The 19,365-nt window shown below is 62.9% G+C and carries 20 protein-coding genes and 1 pseudogene; 14 read left to right on the top strand and 7 right to left on the bottom strand.

From position 1 onward, the window contains the following. Positions 1 to 131: 131 nt before the first annotated feature. The 6 genes from TSH64_RS28470 to TSH64_RS28445 all read right to left on the bottom strand — a co-directional run bounded on the left by TSH64_RS28470 (position 132) and on the right by TSH64_RS28445 (position 5,424). Positions 132 to 845: an IS6 family transposase gene (locus TSH64_RS28470; RefSeq protein WP_109450253.1), complete on the bottom strand. Its 714-nt coding sequence runs from the start codon at positions 843 to 845 to the stop codon at positions 132 to 134. Between the two features lie 71 nt (positions 846 to 916). Further along, the gene (locus TSH64_RS28465; protein ID WP_109450251.1) at positions 917 to 1,591 is read right to left on the bottom strand and encodes an aldolase; all 675 of its coding nucleotides are present in this window, start codon (positions 1,589 to 1,591) and stop codon (positions 917 to 919) included. Further along, positions 1,588 to 2,895 (bottom strand): 3-oxo-tetronate kinase, encoded by a 1,308-nt coding sequence (gene otnK / locus TSH64_RS28460; RefSeq protein ID WP_109450249.1) that lies wholly within the window; start codon positions 2,893 to 2,895, stop codon positions 1,588 to 1,590. The genes TSH64_RS28465 and otnK overlap by 4 nt, the downstream gene beginning before the upstream one ends. After that, the gene (locus TSH64_RS28455; protein WP_109450247.1) at positions 2,895 to 3,584 is read right to left on the bottom strand and encodes an aspartate/glutamate racemase family protein; all 690 of its coding nucleotides are present in this window, start codon (positions 3,582 to 3,584) and stop codon (positions 2,895 to 2,897) included. The genes otnK and TSH64_RS28455 overlap by 1 nt, the downstream gene beginning before the upstream one ends. Continuing rightward, positions 3,581 to 4,417 carry a TIM barrel protein gene (locus TSH64_RS28450; RefSeq protein WP_109450245.1) on the bottom strand — a complete coding sequence of 279 codons (837 nt, stop codon included), beginning with the start codon at positions 4,415 to 4,417 and terminating at the stop codon, positions 3,581 to 3,583. The genes TSH64_RS28455 and TSH64_RS28450 overlap by 4 nt, the downstream gene beginning before the upstream one ends. 83 nt (positions 4,418 to 4,500) lie before the next feature. Continuing rightward, positions 4,501 to 5,424, bottom strand: a complete 924-nt coding sequence (locus TSH64_RS28445) for a glutamate cyclase domain-containing protein (RefSeq protein ID WP_109450243.1) — start codon at positions 5,422 to 5,424, stop codon at positions 4,501 to 4,503. 201 nt (positions 5,425 to 5,625) lie between these two features. Here TSH64_RS28445 and TSH64_RS28440 point away from each other — a divergent pair, with 201 nt between their 5' ends. From TSH64_RS28440 to TSH64_RS28385, 12 genes and pseudogenes are all read left to right on the top strand, one after another. Beyond that, positions 5,626 to 6,471, top strand: coding sequence for a GntR family transcriptional regulator (locus TSH64_RS28440; protein ID WP_199237688.1), 846 nt, complete (start codon positions 5,626 to 5,628; stop codon positions 6,469 to 6,471). 416 nt (positions 6,472 to 6,887) lie between these two features. Then, positions 6,888 to 7,646, top strand: coding sequence for a substrate-binding domain-containing protein (locus TSH64_RS28435; protein ID WP_109450239.1), 759 nt, complete (start codon positions 6,888 to 6,890; stop codon positions 7,644 to 7,646). Beyond that, positions 7,630 to 8,313, top strand: coding sequence for an amino acid ABC transporter permease (locus tag TSH64_RS28430; RefSeq protein WP_109450237.1), 684 nt, complete (start codon positions 7,630 to 7,632; stop codon positions 8,311 to 8,313). Before TSH64_RS28435 ends, TSH64_RS28430 begins: the two co-directional genes overlap by 17 nt. A gap of 7 nt (positions 8,314 to 8,320) precedes the next feature. After that, positions 8,321 to 8,980: an amino acid ABC transporter permease gene (locus tag TSH64_RS28425; protein ID WP_109450235.1), complete on the top strand. Its 660-nt coding sequence runs from the start codon at positions 8,321 to 8,323 to the stop codon at positions 8,978 to 8,980. Continuing rightward, a complete protein-coding gene (locus TSH64_RS28420) occupies positions 8,977 to 9,708 on the top strand; it encodes an amino acid ABC transporter ATP-binding protein (RefSeq protein WP_109450233.1) in 732 nt (243 codons plus the stop codon). The genes TSH64_RS28425 and TSH64_RS28420 overlap by 4 nt, the downstream gene beginning before the upstream one ends. A 132-nt stretch (positions 9,709 to 9,840) precedes the next feature. After that, entirely contained in the window at positions 9,841 to 10,644 is an 804-nt protein-coding gene (locus TSH64_RS28415) for a transporter substrate-binding domain-containing protein (RefSeq protein ID WP_199237687.1), read from the top strand. Between the two features lie 28 nt (positions 10,645 to 10,672). Further along, on the top strand, positions 10,673 to 11,113 hold the full coding sequence (locus TSH64_RS28410; protein ID WP_109450229.1) for a RidA family protein: 441 nt from the start codon (positions 10,673 to 10,675) through the stop codon (positions 11,111 to 11,113). Positions 11,114 to 11,203: 90 nt separating this feature from the next. Next, positions 11,204 to 12,064 carry an alpha/beta hydrolase gene (locus TSH64_RS28405; protein ID WP_247873199.1) on the top strand — a complete coding sequence of 287 codons (861 nt, stop codon included), beginning with the start codon at positions 11,204 to 11,206 and terminating at the stop codon, positions 12,062 to 12,064. A gap of 102 nt (positions 12,065 to 12,166) precedes the next feature. Continuing rightward, positions 12,167 to 13,081, top strand: a pseudogene (locus TSH64_RS28400) (IS5 family transposase). A 181-nt stretch (positions 13,082 to 13,262) separates the two neighbouring features. Beyond that, entirely contained in the window at positions 13,263 to 14,183 is a 921-nt protein-coding gene (locus tag TSH64_RS28395) for a LysR substrate-binding domain-containing protein (protein WP_109450227.1), read from the top strand. 156 nt (positions 14,184 to 14,339) lie between these two features. Next, positions 14,340 to 15,683, top strand: a complete 1,344-nt coding sequence (locus tag TSH64_RS28390) for an acyclic terpene utilization AtuA family protein (protein ID WP_109450225.1) — start codon at positions 14,340 to 14,342, stop codon at positions 15,681 to 15,683. 1 nt (position 15,684) lies between these two features. Further along, positions 15,685 to 16,008: a DUF4387 domain-containing protein gene (locus tag TSH64_RS28385; protein ID WP_109048626.1), complete on the top strand. Its 324-nt coding sequence runs from the start codon at positions 15,685 to 15,687 to the stop codon at positions 16,006 to 16,008. Between the two features lie 231 nt (positions 16,009 to 16,239). Here TSH64_RS28385 and TSH64_RS28380 read toward each other — a convergent pair whose 3' ends face one another. Next, positions 16,240 to 17,145, bottom strand: a complete 906-nt coding sequence (locus TSH64_RS28380; RefSeq protein ID WP_109450223.1) for a LysR substrate-binding domain-containing protein — start codon at positions 17,143 to 17,145, stop codon at positions 16,240 to 16,242. Between the two features lie 134 nt (positions 17,146 to 17,279). Between TSH64_RS28380 and TSH64_RS28375 the strand changes: the two genes are divergently transcribed. Together TSH64_RS28375 and TSH64_RS28370 are read left to right on the top strand one after the other, a co-directional pair. Further along, positions 17,280 to 18,125 (top strand): transporter substrate-binding domain-containing protein, encoded by an 846-nt coding sequence (locus TSH64_RS28375; protein ID WP_109450221.1) that lies wholly within the window; start codon positions 17,280 to 17,282, stop codon positions 18,123 to 18,125. Positions 18,126 to 18,170: 45 nt separating this feature from the next. Then, the gene (locus tag TSH64_RS28370; RefSeq protein WP_109450219.1) at positions 18,171 to 19,364 is read left to right on the top strand and encodes an alpha-hydroxy acid oxidase; all 1,194 of its coding nucleotides are present in this window, start codon (positions 18,171 to 18,173) and stop codon (positions 19,362 to 19,364) included. The last annotated feature ends 1 nt before the right edge of the window (position 19,365 follow it).

Genomic DNA, 19,365 nt, shown 5'->3' with positions numbered 1-19,365 from the left:
CACCCAACGCGACTGCCACATCCAGTTGATTGCCGAGACCGGGTGGATGACGGGGCGGCACCGTCAAGTTGTTGGCGCTGGTGATGAGGGCGGGGCGCGGTTTGACCAGGAATGTGCGTTGGGCGGGACGATTACGCGGCCAGCGGCGCGCCGGCCACCTCAGCCCAGGCGGCGAACGCGTAGATTCGGGCGGCGCGGTACTCGGAGGCTGAGCGATGATCGCGGCGGAGATGGACGAGGTTGTTGATCGGGTCGTGGATGGACAGAAAGCGCTGCACATGCCGTGGTGATTTGAAGCGCTTCATCTGCCGCTCGCGTCGTCGGGTCGGCTGATGACTGTTCTCGGCACGATTGTTAAGGCCCTTGTGCTGGCGGTGCTCGCAGCGCAGCTTCAGGTCCCTCTTGGCGGCGGCGTAGGACTTCAGCTTGTCGGTCACTATGACACGGGGAGCGCGGCCCTGCTTCTTGAGCAGCTTGCGCAGCAGACGCTTGGCCGCCTTGGTGTCGCGCCGGCTCTGGACGAGCGCGTCGAGCACGAAGCCGTCCTGGTCGACGGCCCGCCACAGGTAATGCTTCTTGCCGGCGATGCTGATGACGACCTCATCCAAATGCCACTTGTCACCGCGGGCGAGGCGCCGTTGCCGGATGCGGCTGGCAATCGTTCGGCCGATTTTCAGGCCCCACTGGCGCACGGATTCATGGCTGACCGTGATCCTGCGCAAGGCCAGCAACTCCTCCACCATGCGCAGACTCAGCGGAAAGCGGAAGTACAGGTACACCGCAAAGCTGATTACCTCGGCAGGGAAGCGGTAGCCGGCGTACATCGGATCGGGGCGCGTCGTCATCCCCGCCCTGTACCGTCACCCCGGCCACCTTGCCAACTCGAACTTGACGGTGCCGACTAAAAATCTAAGTATCAAGTCAATGTGTGAGGAGAATGATCATGCACGGGAAGGTCCAACGCAAAGCTGGACACCAAATCTTCTACCTGTTGCGGAGTAAGATAGCGCGGATTTAGCCCCCTCAGCATGAGATAAAGCTTCGCCGTTTCTTCCAACTCCTCGACGGCGGAAACCGCCGCCTCCAGCGACTCTCCGGCCACCACAGGGCCATGGTTGGCCAGAAGAACGGATGAATACCGCCCTGCCAGCCCGCGGATGGCGTCGGCGACGGCGGGGTCTCCAGGCCGATGGTAGGGGATTAGCGCGACTTGGCCCGCTTTCATCAAACAATAGGGTGTCATCGCCGGTAAAACCGCCGATGGGTCTATCTCGGGCAACATCGTTACGGCAACGGCGTGTGTGGAATGCAGGTGCACGACCGCTCGGCTCTCCCGGCGGGTCTCATAGACGGCGCTGTGCAGTGGAATCTCTTTCGTCGCCGGGTCACCGGAAAGCAACCGGCCGCTGGAGTCCAGCCGCGACAAACGGGCCGGATCAAGAAAGCCCAATGACGCGTTGGTCGGTGTCACCAACCAGCCCCCGTCGTCTAACCGCAAGGATATGTTGCCCGAGGAGCCGGGCGTCAGGCCGCGCTCAAACAGAGATCGGCCAAACCGACAAATTTCTTCCCGCCATCCGCTCTCCCTCATCTCATGCTCCCTGGAGATGTCAATGATACCGCTGGACCCACGTCCATCATCCGCAGCGCCTGTTCGAAAAAGTCGGGTCCGCCAAAATTTCCGGATTTGAGGGCAAGCGCCAGCGTTGGGCCGGTGTGGGTCGCGACGACGGGAACACCTGGGGCAATCTCGGGTCCAACCCTCAGGGCGTCGAGATGAAGTGCCGACACCACCGCCCCCGATGTCTCACCACCCGCAACAACAAGACGGGCGAGACCGCCCTCAACCAATCGGCACGCCAAATCGGCAAACAACGCATCAAGCGATTTCGCCACGGCGTCCGTGCCGTAACACGTCTGCGCCGCCACGACCTGTTCCGGCTCGCTGGACGAGTAAATCAGGGGCGCCCGACCGGAATTCTCACGCACGAACGCAGCAAGGCGCTCCACGTCGACCTTGCCCGTCATGACGTCGGCCACGGGCACATTGACGGCGGGGTGGCTGATCCGATGCCGCGCAATCTGCGCCAACGTCGCCTTCGAGCAACTGCCGGCGAGGATTGCCTCCGGGCCGCTGACCAACGGGAAATCCCGCCTGTCCGTCACGGCATCCGACCACCGAAGGATGTTGTCCGGCAACCCAAGCGCCAACCCGGAGCCGCCGGTCAGGAGCGGCGCGTCGGCGCAGGATCGCCCAATTGCGACAAGGTCTTCGTCCGTGATCGCGTCAACGACGATCAATCTCTCACCACGGGCAGCGGCGGCGTCCAACGCGTTGCGGATTGCTCCAGAGCCACGCCGCACGATCTCCCATGGCACTAGGCCGACCGGATGCTCCGTTTGCAAACCAAGCCAGCGGCACAGATTGCTGTCGGTCATCGGGGTGAGCGGATGGGCGCGCATGCTGGACTCGGCCAACGGAACCCCATCGACGAAGAGGTTCCCGTTATAGAGCGTGCGTCCGGCTGTAGGAAAGGCAGGGCAGACAACGATTCCCGAGACGTTGAGCGCATCGCTGAGAGCGTCCGCGACCGGCCCAATGTTGCCGGCTGGGGTGGAATCGAAAGTCGAGCAATATTTGAAAAAGATCTGACGGCACCCTTGCGCCTGCAACCACCGCAATGCGTCCACGGATTGCCGAACCGAATCCGCAGCACCAATCGATCGGCTTTTCAGCGCCACCACGCCGGCTTGGCAGGCCGGATCGGCGGACTTCGACGGAACTCCCAGGAACAAGGTCGTCATCAGGCCACATGACCCGGGGAGCCCCTTGGTCAACGTGTTGGCGATGTCGGTGGCACCGGTGAAGTCGTCGGCAATCACGCCAAGAAGCATCACCGGCCTCCCAAGGTTTGAGGCGACGTTCCAAGCACGCGCTGACGCATCCTGGCCACGGCCGCGTCCGGGGCGGTCAGGACGGGCGCACCGATCTTCGTTCGCAGGAGCGGTGCCGCCCGCGAGGTCGAGAAATGCGCCAGCATCACGGCATCGTACCCCTCGAACTGCTTCCCGCGCTCCGCGATCAGCCCGTTGTGCGTCTCGACGTCATGGTGGCGAAGTGCCTCGATCGCTTCGGGAATGACGATGGACGTGAGTTGGGCCGATGCTCCCAGCCGTTGTGATTCCTCGGCGAATTCCTCCTGCATCGTCGCCAGGGCAGGCGGAAAGGTCGCGATCATGCCGATCCGGTTCCCGGCCTTGATCGCCGCCTGGAACATGGCCTCGTTGGGTTTCAGGACAGGAATGCTCATGTCGCGCGCGGCACGCTCGATCGCCGGGCCGAAGGCCGAGCATGTCACGAGCAGTCCGTCCGCTCCGGTGCTCTCGGCGTACCGGCAGAGGCTGACAAACCGTTCGGTCATCGGCTCGGTAAGTTCGTTCATCCTCGCTCGATCGACGCTCAGCCCGTCATCAAGCAGGTTGACCAATTCGGCGTCGGGCCACAGACGGGCGAACGCGTCATGGATCGGTTCCATGGCCACCGGGGTCGCGTGCAGCAACGCAATGCGGGGGGAACTCATCATCGCACTCCTGTGAATTGAGCTCCCGCATCGCCGGGAGCGGCCGGCAACCATGAAAAACTGGCGGCCGTCGTCAGCGATGGGTGATATTCGCAGCCGATGTAGCCGCTGTAGCCAACGGCCTTCAGCGCCTCGAAAATCGGATCGAAGGCGATGGTGCCGGAACCAGGCTCGTGCCGGCCGGGAAAATCGGCGATCTGGACATGCTTGATGATCGCCGCGTGTTCGGTGATCAGCCGAACCGGGTCGTGACCCAGGGACACGCAATGATAGATGTCCATCAGCAGCCCCACGTTGGGACGCCGGAGGTCATGGATCGCCGTGATCGCCAAACCGGGATCGTCGATGATGTAATTGGCGATGGAGCCCGGGCCGATTGGCTCGATCAGGATGTCGATCCCTCTGGTGGCAGCCGCGTCGGCCGCGAAGGCCAGGTTTTCGAGATAGGTTTCCCAAAGCAACGGGTTCGCCACGTCGGCGGGCCTGACGCCGGCCATTGCATGAACAAGGCGACAACCGATGGCTTCGGCATAATCCAAGGTCGGCTGGACGCTCGAGCGGAACCGGGCGACGTGTTCGGGAAGCGCCGCGAACCCTTTCTCGCCACGTGTCACGTCACCGGCGGGAAACCCCGTCTGCGCGAAGCGCAGCCCGGCATCCGACAAGCGACGCGCCAATTCCGGCGCCGGAGTGTCGAACGGGTTCGGATGCTCCACGGCGCCAAAGCCGACGCGGCGGGCCGCCTCCGGGCGCTCGGCGAACGCTTGTTCCGTGAACAGAAATCCAATGTGCGCGCTGAGACGCCCGTCGAAGGAACGAAGGCAGGGGATGGACATGCGCAACTCCGGCTTGGTGGGTCCAGCTCCGTCCATTCCGATCCCAAGGGCCGGCGTGGACGGGTGCCAGACGGCGGTTTGCCTTAGGACGGCCTGACGATCGCTGCCATCTCCTCCACCACCGCGACGTGATCGGCGAGCGGCAGGCGGTCAATCGTCATCTGGAGCTGACCGGGGCGGTCGACGCGGCTGTCGTCGATGGCTTGGCCAATGTTGACGGCGGCGTCCAGAATGTCGTGTTCGGTCTTCCCGTTGAAATGCTTGAGCAGGGCGGGAGCGAGATCGGGACGTGCAGCGGCGACTGCTGCCAGCAACGCATAGGCGCCCCAGTTGGCGACACCGGCCACGATGAGAAAATCGGCGCCGGTGCGCGCCGCGATCAAGGCCCCGTTGGGAATATCCTTTTCCACGATGTCGGCGGGCAGGACACCCATGCCGATCTCGTTGCCGCCATCGCCGATGCCGATGGTCTTCCAGGGCGCCTTCCATCCGGCATCTTCGAACAGATAGTCGAGCGGCGCGGTGTCGCCCGATATATCCCAACCATGCTCGCGGTGCGGCTTGCCATCCGAACCAAGGGAGCAACGCTCAATGGCGATCAGATGGGTGATCGGTGACTCGTCCGCCTCCAGCTTGTGGCGGAGCTGACGAACGGACTGGGGACTCACCGACACGATCTCAAGCCCGACATCGTGCGGCAGGACCTTGGTTACCGCCCACACAGCCTTGGCGCAGGGAGCGTCGGAAATGGCCGTCACCTTGATGCCGGCTTCCGTCAACCCGGCGGCCAACTGGCCCAGGCCATTGAGCCCGTCGGTTTCCGGCGACGGCGGTTCCGCATGACGGACGAAGAAGCCGGCGATGATTCCGACATGTGGCGCTGGATGCTCGGCAATGGATTTGGCGGCTTTCTCCAGGTTGCCCTGCGAAAAAGCGACAAGACGTCCGATATCGCGCCGGACCGTCCGCCCGGCTGCGGCTTCCAACAACTCGAAAGCGGTTTGCATGTTCGCCTCAGAATGTGGTTCGTATATGCGACGTATATTCCTCCGTAGCGAGAGCGTCAAGCGCGTCCCGCACCGTTGGGCGGCAGCAATAAACTGATGATCGACAAACAGGGATGGCTCGGGCACAACAGGAATGGTGGCAATTGCCGTATTTGACCGGCGTTTGCGATGCACACATATACGCGCCCCTAAGAGGCAGGCATGACCAAAGAAACAACTCCGAAATCGACCACGAAACGGCGCGGGCAAGGGGGGCGGAAGGTGATGGCCGACATACCGGTGACCGAGGACTCTCACCGGACGGTGTTCAGCAGCGCATCCGATGACGCACGCCTGATATCGCAGACCGACGCCGCGTTGGATGTGATCCGCTCGCGAATCATCGACATGACGCTTGAACCGGGGAGCCGCATCGACGAGCGCATCCTGATCGACCGCTTCAAACTGGGCAGGACGCCGGCCCGGGAAGCCATCAACCGCTTGGTGGCGGAGGGTTTCGTGAAGATCATGCCGCAGCGCGGCGGTACTTATGTGCGCAAACTCGACTTCGACGAAATGGGCGAGATCGTCGTCGCGCACCAGCTTGCCGAGTCCATTCTCGGTCAGATGTGCCGTCTGGACGATCCGTCGCTGGCTCCTGACCTGATGGCGATCCAGCGCCGATATACCGACAGCGTGAAGCGTCGGGATTTTCTCGCGATCACGCAGCTCAACCAGGATTTTCATCTGCGGATGCATGACACCATCGGCAACGCGCTGTTTTACGACTTCGCCGAATCGACGCATCGGCATGTCCGCAGGTTGAATGTGTATATTTACCAAGCAGAACAAGCGGATCCCGAATTCCAGTCCGAACAGTTCGCCGCCAATCTCGACCAGCACAATCAGATCATCGAAGCTGTCGCCAGGCGTGACCGGCCCGCGCTCATCGAATTGCTGCCGGATCATGCCAAATACACCCAACGTCGCCTGGTTCGGCTGCTGCAAAACAAGTCGGTTGGTCCACTGCGCCCCAACCTGTCCGAGTTGAGATCACCCCTGGCCTGACGGGCCGGGTCCCGACGATCGATCGGCCTTTCCGCCGAACCCAGCCTCCGGGGACGGCCGACCCACGTCGCCGATCCACGTCGCGTACTGCGTTTCGTACGCATTTGCACGTTGGCGCTTCAACGCGTCCCTCCGTTTCCGGCGCGGCGGGGACGCGACATCAGCCTTGTCCCGAGCAGCCTTCTGCGGGCATTCAGCCTGTGTGATCCATGCGTCTACTTAAGATTCTTATCGACCATGATCTTCCGTCTTGACGGACTCGTATATGTCATGGATATTTAACCGGTGATGGCAACGCCGACGGGCGAAACGGGTCTTCGCTCCATCCGGCAACCAGCTGCGTCTTCAGTCCATTCCGCGCATCGACCTGCGCAATGCACCGGCACACCCACCACATTGGAAGGTGATGATTCACCATGAACAACCGGTCACTCTCGGTGATGAGCACACTTGGAATCCTCGGTCCGCTCAAGGAGAGGATCGGGCCCGCCTTTGAAGCGCAGTCCGGCCACCGGTTGGCCATGATATACGATCCCACCACCGTCCTTCTTCAGACAATCGCGGCGGGGCGGAGGGCGGATGTCATTGTCGCGATCGACACGGCGCTCGACGCACTCACCGGGAATCGAACCCTGCTGCCGGACAGCCGCGTGATCGTCGCGCGAACGGCAGTGGGTTTGGCCAAGCGGGCCGGCACCGAGGCTATCGATGTTTCGACACCGGACGCCTTCGTCAACGCGCTGCTCGCGGCAAAGTCGATCGTCTACTCGCAATCCGGTGCCAGCGGCATTTTCTTCAAATCTCTTGTCGAGAGACTTGGCATCTCCCGGGAAATCGGTCGGAAGGCGATCGTCATACCCAAGGGCTTCACGGCCGAACTGTTGATTTCCGGTGAGGCTGAACTGGCCGTGCAGCAGATGAGCGAGCTTATGGTGGTCGCCGGGGCCGACATCGTCGGCCCCTTTCCGGAACCCTACGGTGCCTACACCCATTTCGCCGCAGCGGTGTTCGCGCAGACCGACCAGCCCGAGCTGGCTCATCGCTTCCTCGATCATCTGACGGGTGAACCGGCCGCCGAAGCCTTCCTGGCGGCCGGATTGGAACCGCTCGGACGGTTGGGTTCCGCGCGCCATTCCGGCTCATCACCGGGAGGCTCCGATGGCTGGAGAGCTTGATTTCGGCTTCCTCAGCGACTATTGGCCGGCAATCGCCTGGGGTGTCGTCTGGACATTCGTGATGACGGTCGCGTCGTTGATCCCTGGGGCCGCGTTTGGCGTGTTGTGCGCCTTGGCCCGCGTCTATGGATCCCCAACAATCGCCCGCATCGCGGCCGTGTATGTGGAGGTCATCCGCAACACTCCATCCCTTATTCAAGCATTCTGGCTCTTTTTCGGGCTCGCATCCCTCGGACTGCGGTTGTCTCCCTTCATGGCCGCCGTCCTGGCGCTGAGCATCAACTTTGCCGCCTATGTTGGAGAGATCATCCGGGCCGGGTTGGAAGCGACGCCACATGGAGAGATCGAAGCGGCGGACTGCCTTGGGCTGTCGCCTCTGCAGCGGATCACAGCCATCGAGTTGCCTCAGGCGATTGAACGGGTGTTTCCGGCATTGGTCGGACAATCGATCCTGATGATGCTTTCAACATCAATCATGTATCAAATTTCGGCTGAGGAATTGACGGGTGTTGCTTGGTACATCCAGTCGTTCACATTCAGAAGTTTTGAGATCTACATGATCGTTGCCGCGCTCTACATCGGAATGACGGGCCTGATGCGTGCAGCGTTGTCCAGTGTTGGTCTTTTGGTTTTCACACGTTACCGCCGCCTGCGAACCCCCTTGTGAGGCCGCAATGCTCAACCTGACCACGCAACAATCACTCTTCATCCTGCAAGGCGCTGGCTGGACGATCCTGCTCTCCTTGATCGGCTTTGTCGGCGGTTCTCTGCTGGGGCTTCCCTTGGCTCTCGGCCTGACCGCAAAATCGATGGCGACACGCCTGGCCACCGGCTTCGGCATCAACGTCGTGCAAGGCATCCCATTGCCGATTTTGATGTTTGCCGTCTATTTCGGTGCGGGGCTCGCCGGTTTCGACCCGCCAACCTTGGCAGCCGCCGCCTTGGCCATGACGGCCTACTCGGCAGCGTTTCTTGCCGAGATCTGGAAGGGCTGCATCCGCGCAGTGCCGCGTCTGCAATGGGAAGCGGCGGATTGCCTTGCTCTGACCAGCCTCGACACCCTGCGCCTCGTCATATTGCCGCAAGCGGTACGGATCGCTACGCCTCCGACCATCGGATTTTTTGTCCAAATCGTGAAAAACACCTCTTATGCAGTGGTGTTGGCCTTCATGGAACTAACCTACTCAGCCCGCATCGTGAACAATAACAGCAATGAACCGTTTGTTGTATTCACAATCGCGGGAGCCCTTTACTTCCTTATTTGCTTTCCTCTTTCCAAACTCAGCAGACGACTGGAACGCTCTTTTGGGAAAACACGAGAGGCTGCGAAATGACGGATCCGATTGTCAAGTTTGAAGACGTTCACAAGCGTTTCGGCACCCTCGAAGTTCTGAAGGGCATCTCGCTGTCGGTCGAAGAGGGCAAAGTTGTCGCCTTGCTTGGTCGCTCGGGGTCGGGGAAGAGCACGGCCTTGCGCTGCGTCAACGGGCTTGAAAAAATCGCCAGCGGCTCGTTGACCGTCTGCGGACGGGAGCTGGGGAAGATGAACGTCGATCTCCGTCGGCTTCGGCAAGACGTCGGCATCGTCTTCCAAAGTTACAACCTCTTCCCCCATCTCACCGTTGCTCAGAACGTCATGTTGGCGCCGATCCGGGTGCGCAAGCTCTCCAAGAGCGATGCCGGGAAATTGGCGGAGCATGTGTTGGATCGTGTCGGTCTGTCCGACAAGCTGTCCTGTTATCCGGAACAGCTGTCCGGAGGGCAACAGCAGCGTGTCGCGATTGCGCGATCCCTGGCGATGCAGCCACGTGTGTTGCTGCTCGACGAGGTTACTTCGGCGCTTGATCCCGAACTGACCGGCGAGGTTTTGCGGGTGATTGAATCGCTCGCACGCGAACGGATGACCATGATTCTGGTGACGCACGAAATGGGGTTTGCGCGGAAGGTCGCCGACCAGATCGTGTTCATGCATCAGGGACGGGTCTGGGAAACGGGAGACAGAAGTCTGCTCGCCAACCCACAGACTCAAGAACTCACGCAATTCGTCGAGAGCGATCTTTAATCAACGATTTGAGTGATCCCTGCCTTTCCGGCCAAATCGTCGGCCAGATACTCTGTATCTCGAAAAACAAGCAAGCTCTTCCCGCTGTTTTGGAGACGGCTTGCAACAACAACCTACGAACAGGAGAGTAAGATGTTGAAATGGTTTTCCTGCATGGGCGTGGGAATGGCGGCTCTGCTGGTCGCCGCGCTGCCAGCGTCGGCCGCCGGCAAACTGGACATGATCAAAAGCCGTGGCAGCATCATCGTTGGAATTGATTTTTCACACCCGCCGTTCGGCTCGATCAACGACAAGGCCGAACCCATCGGCTCCGATCTTGAAACCGCTGAGTTGTTGGCGAAAGATCTCGGAGTGAAGCTGGAGACGGTCAATGTCTCCGGGCCCAACCGCATCCCCTTCCTGATCAGCAACAAGGTCGATATCGTCGTTGCCGCGGTTTCCATCACCGAGGATCGGAAAAAGGTAATCGACATTTCCGCACCCTACGGCACCATACCCCTGAACATTGCCGGACCGAGCAAGGAGACCATTCGCAATCCGGCCGACCTCGAAGGCAAGGCGATTGCCGTCGCCAGCGGCGTCACCGCGGACATTGAGCTTGCGCGGATTACGAAGGGCGTCCCGAACGTCACCGTTGTGAGATACGCCGATGAGGCGACGACGAAGACCGCCATGCTAACCGGTCAACAGAAATACCTGGCATCGACGCTCTCCGATCTTGCCGTGATCAAGGAGCAGAACAAGTCGCTCGATCTCGACTTTAAATTCACCATGAAGACCTACCCGATGGGTGTCGGCGTGCGCAAGGGAGAGCCGGAACTTCTTGGCTGGGTGAATGACTGGGTTCGCAAGAACATCGAGAACGGCAAGCTCAACACCATCTTCGTCAAATGGTTCGGCCAACCTCTTCCAGCCGATATGACCCATTTCGACTGATGCACTCCAAGTCACACGGAACATGGTCATGAACAAGACAACCGGTGCCGCAACCGCCACACCGAGCGCACGCGTCACGCCCGTCGTCGTCCATGCTGGTGTCGCGTATGTGAGCGGACAATTGCCCCGCATCGCCGGAGAATTGCAGGTTCGTGGAAAGGTCGGGGCGGAAGTCGATCTGGACACCGCCCGCCTTGCCGCTCGGCTTTGCGCCGAGGCGTGCATCGCCGCGCTTTCGGACAGTGTGGGCGAGGCGAACATCCAGCGTGTCATCAAACTGACGGGATTTGTCGCCTCCGCTCCAGGCTTCAACAGCCAGGGTGCCGTCATCGACGCGGCGTCTGATGTGTTCCTGGAGCGCTTCGGCTCACTGGCAGGTGCTCATGCGCGAAGCGCCGTCGGCGTCGCGGAGTTGCCGCACAACGCTCCCGTCGAGGTCGAACTGATCGCAATCGTTCAGTCGGTCTGATCAACCTGCCCCGCCACAGAACGGGTGCGACCCGCTGTGAGTTCCAACCAACGAAGGGCCATCATGTCGAGGACTATGGAATTGGGAGGGGTGCCGTTCCAGCGCAAGCTGATCGCGGCATCGGGATTGCGTTTCCACTGCGTGGTCGGCGGATCGGGACCAACGGTGGTGCTGATCGCAGGCTTCCCGCAGAGCTGGTACGCGTGGCGCCGGGTCATGCCGCTGCTTGCGTCGGATTTTCACGTCATCGCACTCGATCTTCCCGGACAAGGAGATTCCGACAAACCCATTGGGGGTTACGACACCCAAACGACGGCCCGTCGCGTCAATTCCCTGTTGAAGACGTTGGGCGTCGAACGACATTTTCTCGTCGGCCATGACGTCGGATCCTGGGTTGCCTATCCCTATGCGCATGAATTTGAAAAGGAGCTGGGCGGTGTCGTGTTCCTTGACGCGAACATTCCCGGCGTCACCCTGCAGCCGACGATCAAGGTCGCTGATCCCGATTACTGGCGGAATTGGCATTTCCTGTTCAACATGATCGAGGACCTGCCGGAAGCGTTGTTGGCGGGTCGGGAACGTGTCCTCATCGAATGGTTCTTCAATCGGAAAACGGCAAACGCCATGGCAACTTTCGATGCCACCGACATTGAGGAATATGAACGCGTCTACGGGATGCTTGGCGGCATGCGCGGTATGCTGGGCTATTACCGGGCGGTCATTGAGGATATGGAGCAGAACAAGCAACTGTTCGCTCACAAACTCCAACTTCCAATTTTGGCGCTTGGCGGAGATGTGGGCAGTGCGCCAAACATCTTCGAGGCCATGCAACCATTGGGCAAGGATGTTAGAGGTGGTGTCATAGCGAAGAGCGGCCACTATATTCCGGAAGAGCAACCCGATGCCCTCGCTCGGGAACTCAAGACCTTTTTTGAAGGTTTGAAGCTCTAACCGGCGTTGGTGCACGGAGGCGGCGAAGGGTGGATTTGCTGATCGCGGGTAGTCCTGTAAAAGGGTGTCTCCACGATCTCCCGTGAATTGGTCATCCTCGGCATGCCGAACAAACACAACGATGACCGGCGGCACCACATCCCGAAGATGCGGTTCCAGGTGACGAACTGGGCGGCGTATGAGGCCGGCCTGCGGCGGCGCGGCAGCCTGACGCTGTGGGTCAGCGACGCGGCGATCGCCGCGTGGCGAGCGCCACCGCGGAAGACGCCAGGCGGTCAGGCGCGCTATTCGCAGACCGCGATCGACACTGCGGTCATGGTGCGCCTGGTTTTCCATCAGCCGCTGCGCCAGACCGAAGGGCTGCTCAGTTCGCTACTTGCTCTCCTGGGCTTGGACCTGCCGGTGCCTGACCACACCACGATCAGCCGGCGGGCGGCCCGCCGGAAATCGGTGTTGGCGACGGCTTTGCCGGCGGGTCCGGTCACCCTGGTGATCGACAGCACCGGGCTCAAAGTCTATGGGGCCGGCGAGTGGCACCGCGACAAGCATGGCGTGCGCGGGCGCCGGAGCTGAAGGAAGCTCCATCTGGCCGTCGATGCGACCACCAACACCATCGTCGCCGCTACGCTGACGACCACCGACGACGGCGACGCCTCCCAGGTCGGCCCGTTGCTTGGCCAGACCAGCGGCACCATCGCCGCCCGGGATGCCGGCGCCACGGTCGTCATCCCTCCGCGCGCTACGGCGGTGCCCAGGGTAACAGCCGCCACCGAGCCGACACAGCGGGACCGCCACATCCAGAGCATCGCCGAGCACGGTCGCCTGGGATGGCAAGGGCACACCGGCTATGGGAAGCGGAGCAAGGCGGAAACCGCGATGGCGCGCTACAAGCGCATCCTTGGCAACCAGCTTCGTGCCCGCATGTTGCCTGGCCAGCAAGCCGAGGCCACCATCGGCGTCACCATCCTGAATCGGATGATCGATCAAGCGCGCCCGAACTCCGTCCGCCCCACCTGAACCAAGGTCGCAGAGAGGCCCAGTGTGCCCGCTGCCATCCGTGCACCAACGCCTCGTCTCGCGCCTGCCGGCAAACTTTGCAACAGAGCCCCCATGGTGCCCTACGGAGCACCGGAACAACCGCTCGACGCTACCCAAAGGGACGCTCGTGCCGCGCGGCGATCCACGATAACCTCCGGTTATGAACATCCGGCAGCTCGAAGCGTTCAAGGCCATCGTCGAATTGGGAAGCTTCACGCGGGCGGCGGAAAAGCTGCATCTGTCCCAGCCTGCGGTGAGCAAGCTGATCCTGCTGCTGGAGCGCTCCTGCGGCTTCTCCCTGTTCCATCGGCAGAAGAACGGCGTCATTCCGACCGCCGAAGGCGAGATGCTGTACTCCGAGGTCGAACGGGTCTTTCTCGGCGTCGATTCCGTGTCGGCACGGGCCCGCGCCATCCGGCAGTTCAACTATGGCGAGATCGAGATCGTCGCCTTTCCGTCGCTCGCGACCCGCGTCCTGCCGCCGATCCTGGCGGACTTCCTGCGGTCGAAGCCGGGGCTGCGGGTGACGCTGTCGAGCCGTAATTCCTGGCTTCTCGTCGACCGGGTCGCCTCGCAGGGGGTCGATGTCGGCTTCGGCATGGTCGCGTCCGAGCGTCCCGGGGTCCGTTTCGACAGGCTGTGCTCGATGGACGCGGTTTGCATCCTGCCGGCCGGTCACAGGCTGGCCGGTCGCCCGGTGATCGAAGCCGGGGATCTGCATGGCGAGCGTTTCGTCGCGATGGCCGAGGAGGACCGGGCCCAGCTCAAGGTCGATCAGGCCTTTTCCGAATGCGGTGCCGCACGCGACATCGTCCTGAAGGCGCAGTTGACCGAAGCCTGCTGCTCCTTCGTGGCCGCCGGTGTCGGCGTCGCCATCGTGGATCCGTTGAGCACGGTCGATTTCGCTCCGTCCCAGCTTGTCGTGCGCCCATTCCGGCCGCTGGTGACCTACGACATCTGGGTCGTCACGCCGAGCTTCCGCGACATCTCGCTAAGTTCGCAAGCACTGATCGCGCATGTCCGCACCCGGCTGGCGGCCAGGATCGCGGAGCTCGCGAAGCTGATCGGCGCGCCGGAATAGCGCTGCGGCGGGCATATCCCCTGGTTATGGCTGAGCCGCCACAAGCGATTTGACCCGACCGGCGCCCGAGCCCTCAATTCCAGCGGAGCAACCGGATCGCCGGCAGGAACGAAGTGCCTGCCCGATCCCCCCTTCGTTGACGATTCGAGGTGGTTGATGACCGCAATTACAGTGCTCACCCCGACGGGGACGCTAGGATACGGTTTCGGCGACGACGCTTTGGCCCGCGGCATGTCGCTGGGACCGGCCGTCATTGCGGTGGACGCCGGATCGACCGATCCGGGACCGCATTATCTCGGCTCCGGCAAGCCGCTGGTGTCGGACGTCAGCATCAAGCGGGAACTGACCGCGCTCATCCGCGCCGGCCGCGCGGCCGGCATCCCGGTCATCGTCGGCAGCGTCGGCGGTGCCGGGTCGGGCGTCCAGGTCGAGCGGACGGCCCGGCTGGTCCGCGAGATCGCCCAGGAGCAGGGCCTGAACTTCAGGCTCGCGACCATCCGCTCGGACATCCCGATCGAGCGGGCCAAACGGGCGGTCACGGCGGGCGAGATCGTCGATTTCGAAGCCGGTACCCCCCTGACCGCGGAGCTTCTGGACGAGACGGTGACGCTGGTCGCGCAGATGGGGCACGAGCCGATCTGCGAAGCGCTCGACGGCGGCGCGGACGTCGTCATCGCCGGCCGGGCCTGCGACGATTCGGTGATCGCCGCCTTCCCGATCTGGCGCGGGGCCGATCCGGCGCTGGCGATCCATATGGGGAAGATTCTCGAATGCGGTGCCTTCTCGGCCGAGCCCTTCGCCATGGACGTGATGCTCGGCACGGTGGATGAGGACAGCTTCCTGCTGGAGCCCGGCAGCACGGCGAGGCGCGCCTCGGTCAAATCCGTCGCCGCCCATTCGCTGTACGAACGCGAGAACCCCTTCAAGCAATCCGGCCCTGGCCATGAGATCGATCTGTCCGGCTGCTCGTTCGAGCAGGTCGGGGAGCGTCAGGTCCGGGTGCGCGGCGCCACGTTGACGGAAACGACCGATTACTACGTGAAGCTCGAAGGGGCCAGGCTTGCCGGCTACCGCTCCATTGCCATCGCCGGCATCCGCTGCCCGACCACGATCCGGGCGCTCGACGCGATCCTGGACGACGTCCGCCGGAAGGCCCTGGACTACTTCGCCCCGGCGCCGGTCGCCGTGGCCTTCCACGTCTACGGCGGCAACGGCGTGATGAAGGAATTGGAGCCGGAGACGGCGCCCCAGCGCGAAATCGGCCTCGTGATCGAGGTGACGGCCGCCGACCAGGAACTGGCCCATGCGGCGTGCCACCAGATCAGCGGCGCGATGCTGCATTACCATTATCCGGGCATCATCAACACATCCGGCAACCTCGCCTTCCCCTATTCCCCTTCGGACCTGGATCTGGGACCGGTCTACGAGTTCAGCGCCTACCACCTGATGAAGGTCGACACCCCGACCGAACTGTTCCCCGTCCGCTACGAGGATCTCTGAGATGAACACGCGCCCGCTCAAGGATCTGGCCGACATCGTCCGCAGCAAGAATGCGGGCCCCTACCGGATCACCTTCGACATCCTGTTCAAGGACAAGGATCGCTACGAGGCCGTTCGCGCGACCGGTGCGATCAGCGCGGAGTCGGTCGCCAGAGCCTACGGCATCGACGTCTCGCAGGTGTCGTCCTTCTTCGAGATCGACATGGCCAACGCGATCAAGATCACCATCAGGCGCCCGCGCGCCCAGGGTTCGTCCGGCGATGGCGACATGTACGGCTGCCAGCATCATGTCCCGCTGATGCTCATCGCCGTCCCGGTGGGCTGACCGCTGCCGATTGTCCGCCTTGATGAAGGCGGTCCGCACTCTGTTTCGGACGCGGCGCCCGTCCGGCGCCGTAAGCCGGCCCATTCCGGTGGGGAATGAGGGTCCGCTACCGGTCCGGCGCGGTCACCTCCAGCAGCCGGTCCCGGACCGCGACCAGCGGGGGTGCAGGTCGCGGTCCCCGGGGCGGAAGAGGTCGTAGTGCCGCCGAACGGACGGGCGCTGGAGCGGCCTTCAAGCTGCGTTGAGGGTCGACGCGAACACCGCCAGCCGCTCCAGCGTGAACGAGACGAAGCTGTCCACCAGATTGAACGAGCGCGCCGCCTTCGGCCGGATCAGCCAGATGTCGAATTCGACGGTGGGCTCGAACCGGCGGACGGCGATGCGCGTGTCGTCGTTGTTGAAGGCGCTGATCGGGTCGACCACGGCGACGCCGGCCTTGGCCGCAACGAAGGAAAAGGCCGTCTCCGATTGGCCGGCCTCGATGCGGCTGCGCCGGGGCACCTTGAGTTCGTCGAACACACGGTCGATCATGAAGCGCGAATGATCCTGCGGACCGAGCGAGATGAAATCCTCGTTCGCGAGGTCGTGGGCGCGGATGGTGTGCCGCTCGGCCAGAGGATGCCCGGCCGGCAGGATGCAGACCCCGCGCAGGCGGTGCAGATGCGCGCTGACCACCTCGGGACGGTCGCCCGGCAGGATGCTCAGGCCGAAATCCACATGCTGGGCCGCGACCGCGTCGATCAGGCTGCGTGAGCGCATGCTTTCCAGACGGAAGCGCATGTCTGGATGCGCCTCGCAGAAGCTCCACACGATCTCTGGCAGCACACGCCGGGCGATAGCCGGGAAGGCGCCGACGCTGACGGAGCCCCAGTTCTGGTCGCGCAGCGCCGTCGCCACCCGTGCGATCTGGCCGACACCGATGAACATGCGCTGGACCTCGTTGTAGAGCGCTTCGGCCTCGCGGGTCGGCGTGATCTTGCTGCCCTGGCGGTTGAACAGGCGGAAGCCGCAGCTCCGTTCGAATTGCGCGATCAACTGGCTGACGGCGGGCTGCGAGATGCTCAGCCGCTCCCCCGCACGCGTCACGCTGCCGCTCGCCATGACTGCCTGGAAGGCCTCGATCTGTCGGACGTTCATCGGACCCAGCCATAAGTTCAGCTTATTCTCAGGGGCAAATTATCTATTATGACATTATGAAAGACAACGCGATCATAAGCTCCGAAGCGCCGATCCCATCGATTTCTCGTGCGCTCAAGCAAAAGGGGATCTTCATGACGCCTCGTTTCGCCAAGCCGCTTGCCCTCCTCTCCCTGCTGGCGACCAGCCTCGTCTTTTGCGCCGAGGCAAAGGCCGATCAGCTCGACCGCGTCAAGCAGCGCGGCAAGCTGATCGCCGGCATCCGGAACGATTACGTGCCCTTCGGCTTCCTCGACCAGAAGGGCGAACTGACCGGCTTCGAGATCGATCTCGCGCGCGCCGTCGCCAAGGACATGTTCGGCTCGGAGACCGCGATCGAACTGGTTCCGGTCGTGGCCTCGAACCGCATCGAGCTGCTGAACGCCGGGCGCATCGACGTGATCTTCGCGACGCTGGGCAAGACGGCCGAGCGCGAGAAGATCATCGACTACACGGCGGAATACTATCTGATGGCCGGGATGGTGCTGCTGACGCCGAAGAGCGCGGAGTACAAATCCTGGGAAGACGTCAAGGGACACAAGCTCTGTGGAAGCCAGGGCAACGTCTACAACCGGACGCTGATCGAGAAATACGGCGCCGATCTGGTCCTGTTCACCGGAACCTCGGAGATCTACAAGGCCTTCCAGGACAACCGGTGCGACGCGATCGCGTATGATGGCCCGAACCTTCACATGAAGGTCGCCGAGGAGGGCTGGAGCGACAAGTACAAGATCGCGCTCGACACCTTCGACTACATCCCCATCGGCGGCGGCGTCCGCAAGAACGAACCCGCCTTCCTGAACGCCGTCAACAAGGCCATCATCCGGGCCGAGGCGTCGGGGCTGATGGTCGAGGGCGAGAAGAAGTACAAGCTCGGCGTCAGCGACTACGTGACCAAGCGGGCCGCCGACGCGAAGGTGAAGGCCGCCGCGGCGAACTGAGGCCCTCCACCGCGGCCGGCTCGTCCGCATGATCGGAAAGACAGCATGCACAAGATCGAGGTCACGTCGCGGCGAACGCCACGGGTCGTGGAGCAGGCCCTGTGCCTGAACGACTTCGAACCGATGGCGGAACGGAGGCTGCCACGGGCGATCTTCAAATACGTCTCCGGCCACGCCGAGGACGGCGCGACGCATCGCCGGAACCTGCAAAACTTCGCCGAGCGGTCCTTCATCCCGAACGTTCTCGTCGACGTCTCCCGGACCGACGCGTCGACGCGCATCTTCGGGGTCGATTACGCCAGCCCGTTCGGCATCGCGCCCATGGGGTTCAGCCGGCTGGTGGCGCCGGACTGCGACGTGCTCTTCGCCCAGGAGGCGGCGCGGGCGAAGCTTCCGTTCATCCTGAGCGGGGCCTCGCTGACCCGGTTGGAGGAGGTGCGCCAAGCCGGCGCGACGAGCTGGTTCCAGGCTTACATTCCCGGCGACGAGGCGCGCATCCTTCCGCTGGTCGAGCGGGTGGAGCGCGCCGGCTTCGACACGCTGGTGGTGACCGTCGATACGGCGGTGCATGGCCAGCACGAACTCGCCGCGCGCCACGGCTTCCGCTCGCCGGTGCGGCCGACCGCCGATCTGGCGTGGCAGGGGGTGACGCGGCCGGTCTGGCTGTGGCGCGTGCTGCTGCGCAGCCTGCTGACGCGCAACGCGCCGCATTTCGAGAACATGGATGCGGAGCGGGGGCCGCCCGTGTTCTCCCGGACGCTCGTCCGCGACATCGGCCGGCGGTCGAGCCTGTCCTGGACGCACATCGAACGGCTTCGGCAGCGCTGGAAGGGCAAGCTCGTCCTCAAGGGGGTGATGTCCGCTCCGGACGCGCGAATGGCGGAAAAGATCGGCGTCGACGGCGTCATCGTCTCCAACCATGGCGGCCGGCAGATCGACTGCGCCCAAGGCTCGCTCGACCTGCTGGAGCGCATCGCCGATCAGGTTGACCGCTTGACCGTGATGTTCGACGGCGGCGTCCGGCGTGGCAGCGACGTCCTGAAGGCGGTCAAGCTGGGCGCCCAACTGGTTTTCGTCGGGCGGCCGTTCCTGCTGGCGGCGGCGGCTGGCGACCGGATCGGCGTGGAGCATGCCCTGTCCCTGATGAAGGACGAGATCACCCGGACCATGGCGCTGCTGGGCATCAACCGGCTCGACGAGTTCGACGCGGTTCCGCTCATCCGTAACGGCCGGGACTGAA

The organism is Azospirillum sp. TSH64, assembly GCF_003116035.1.
Taxonomy (GTDB): domain Bacteria; phylum Pseudomonadota; class Alphaproteobacteria; order Azospirillales; family Azospirillaceae; genus Azospirillum.
This window is presented reverse-complemented; position numbering and strand designations above follow the sequence as displayed.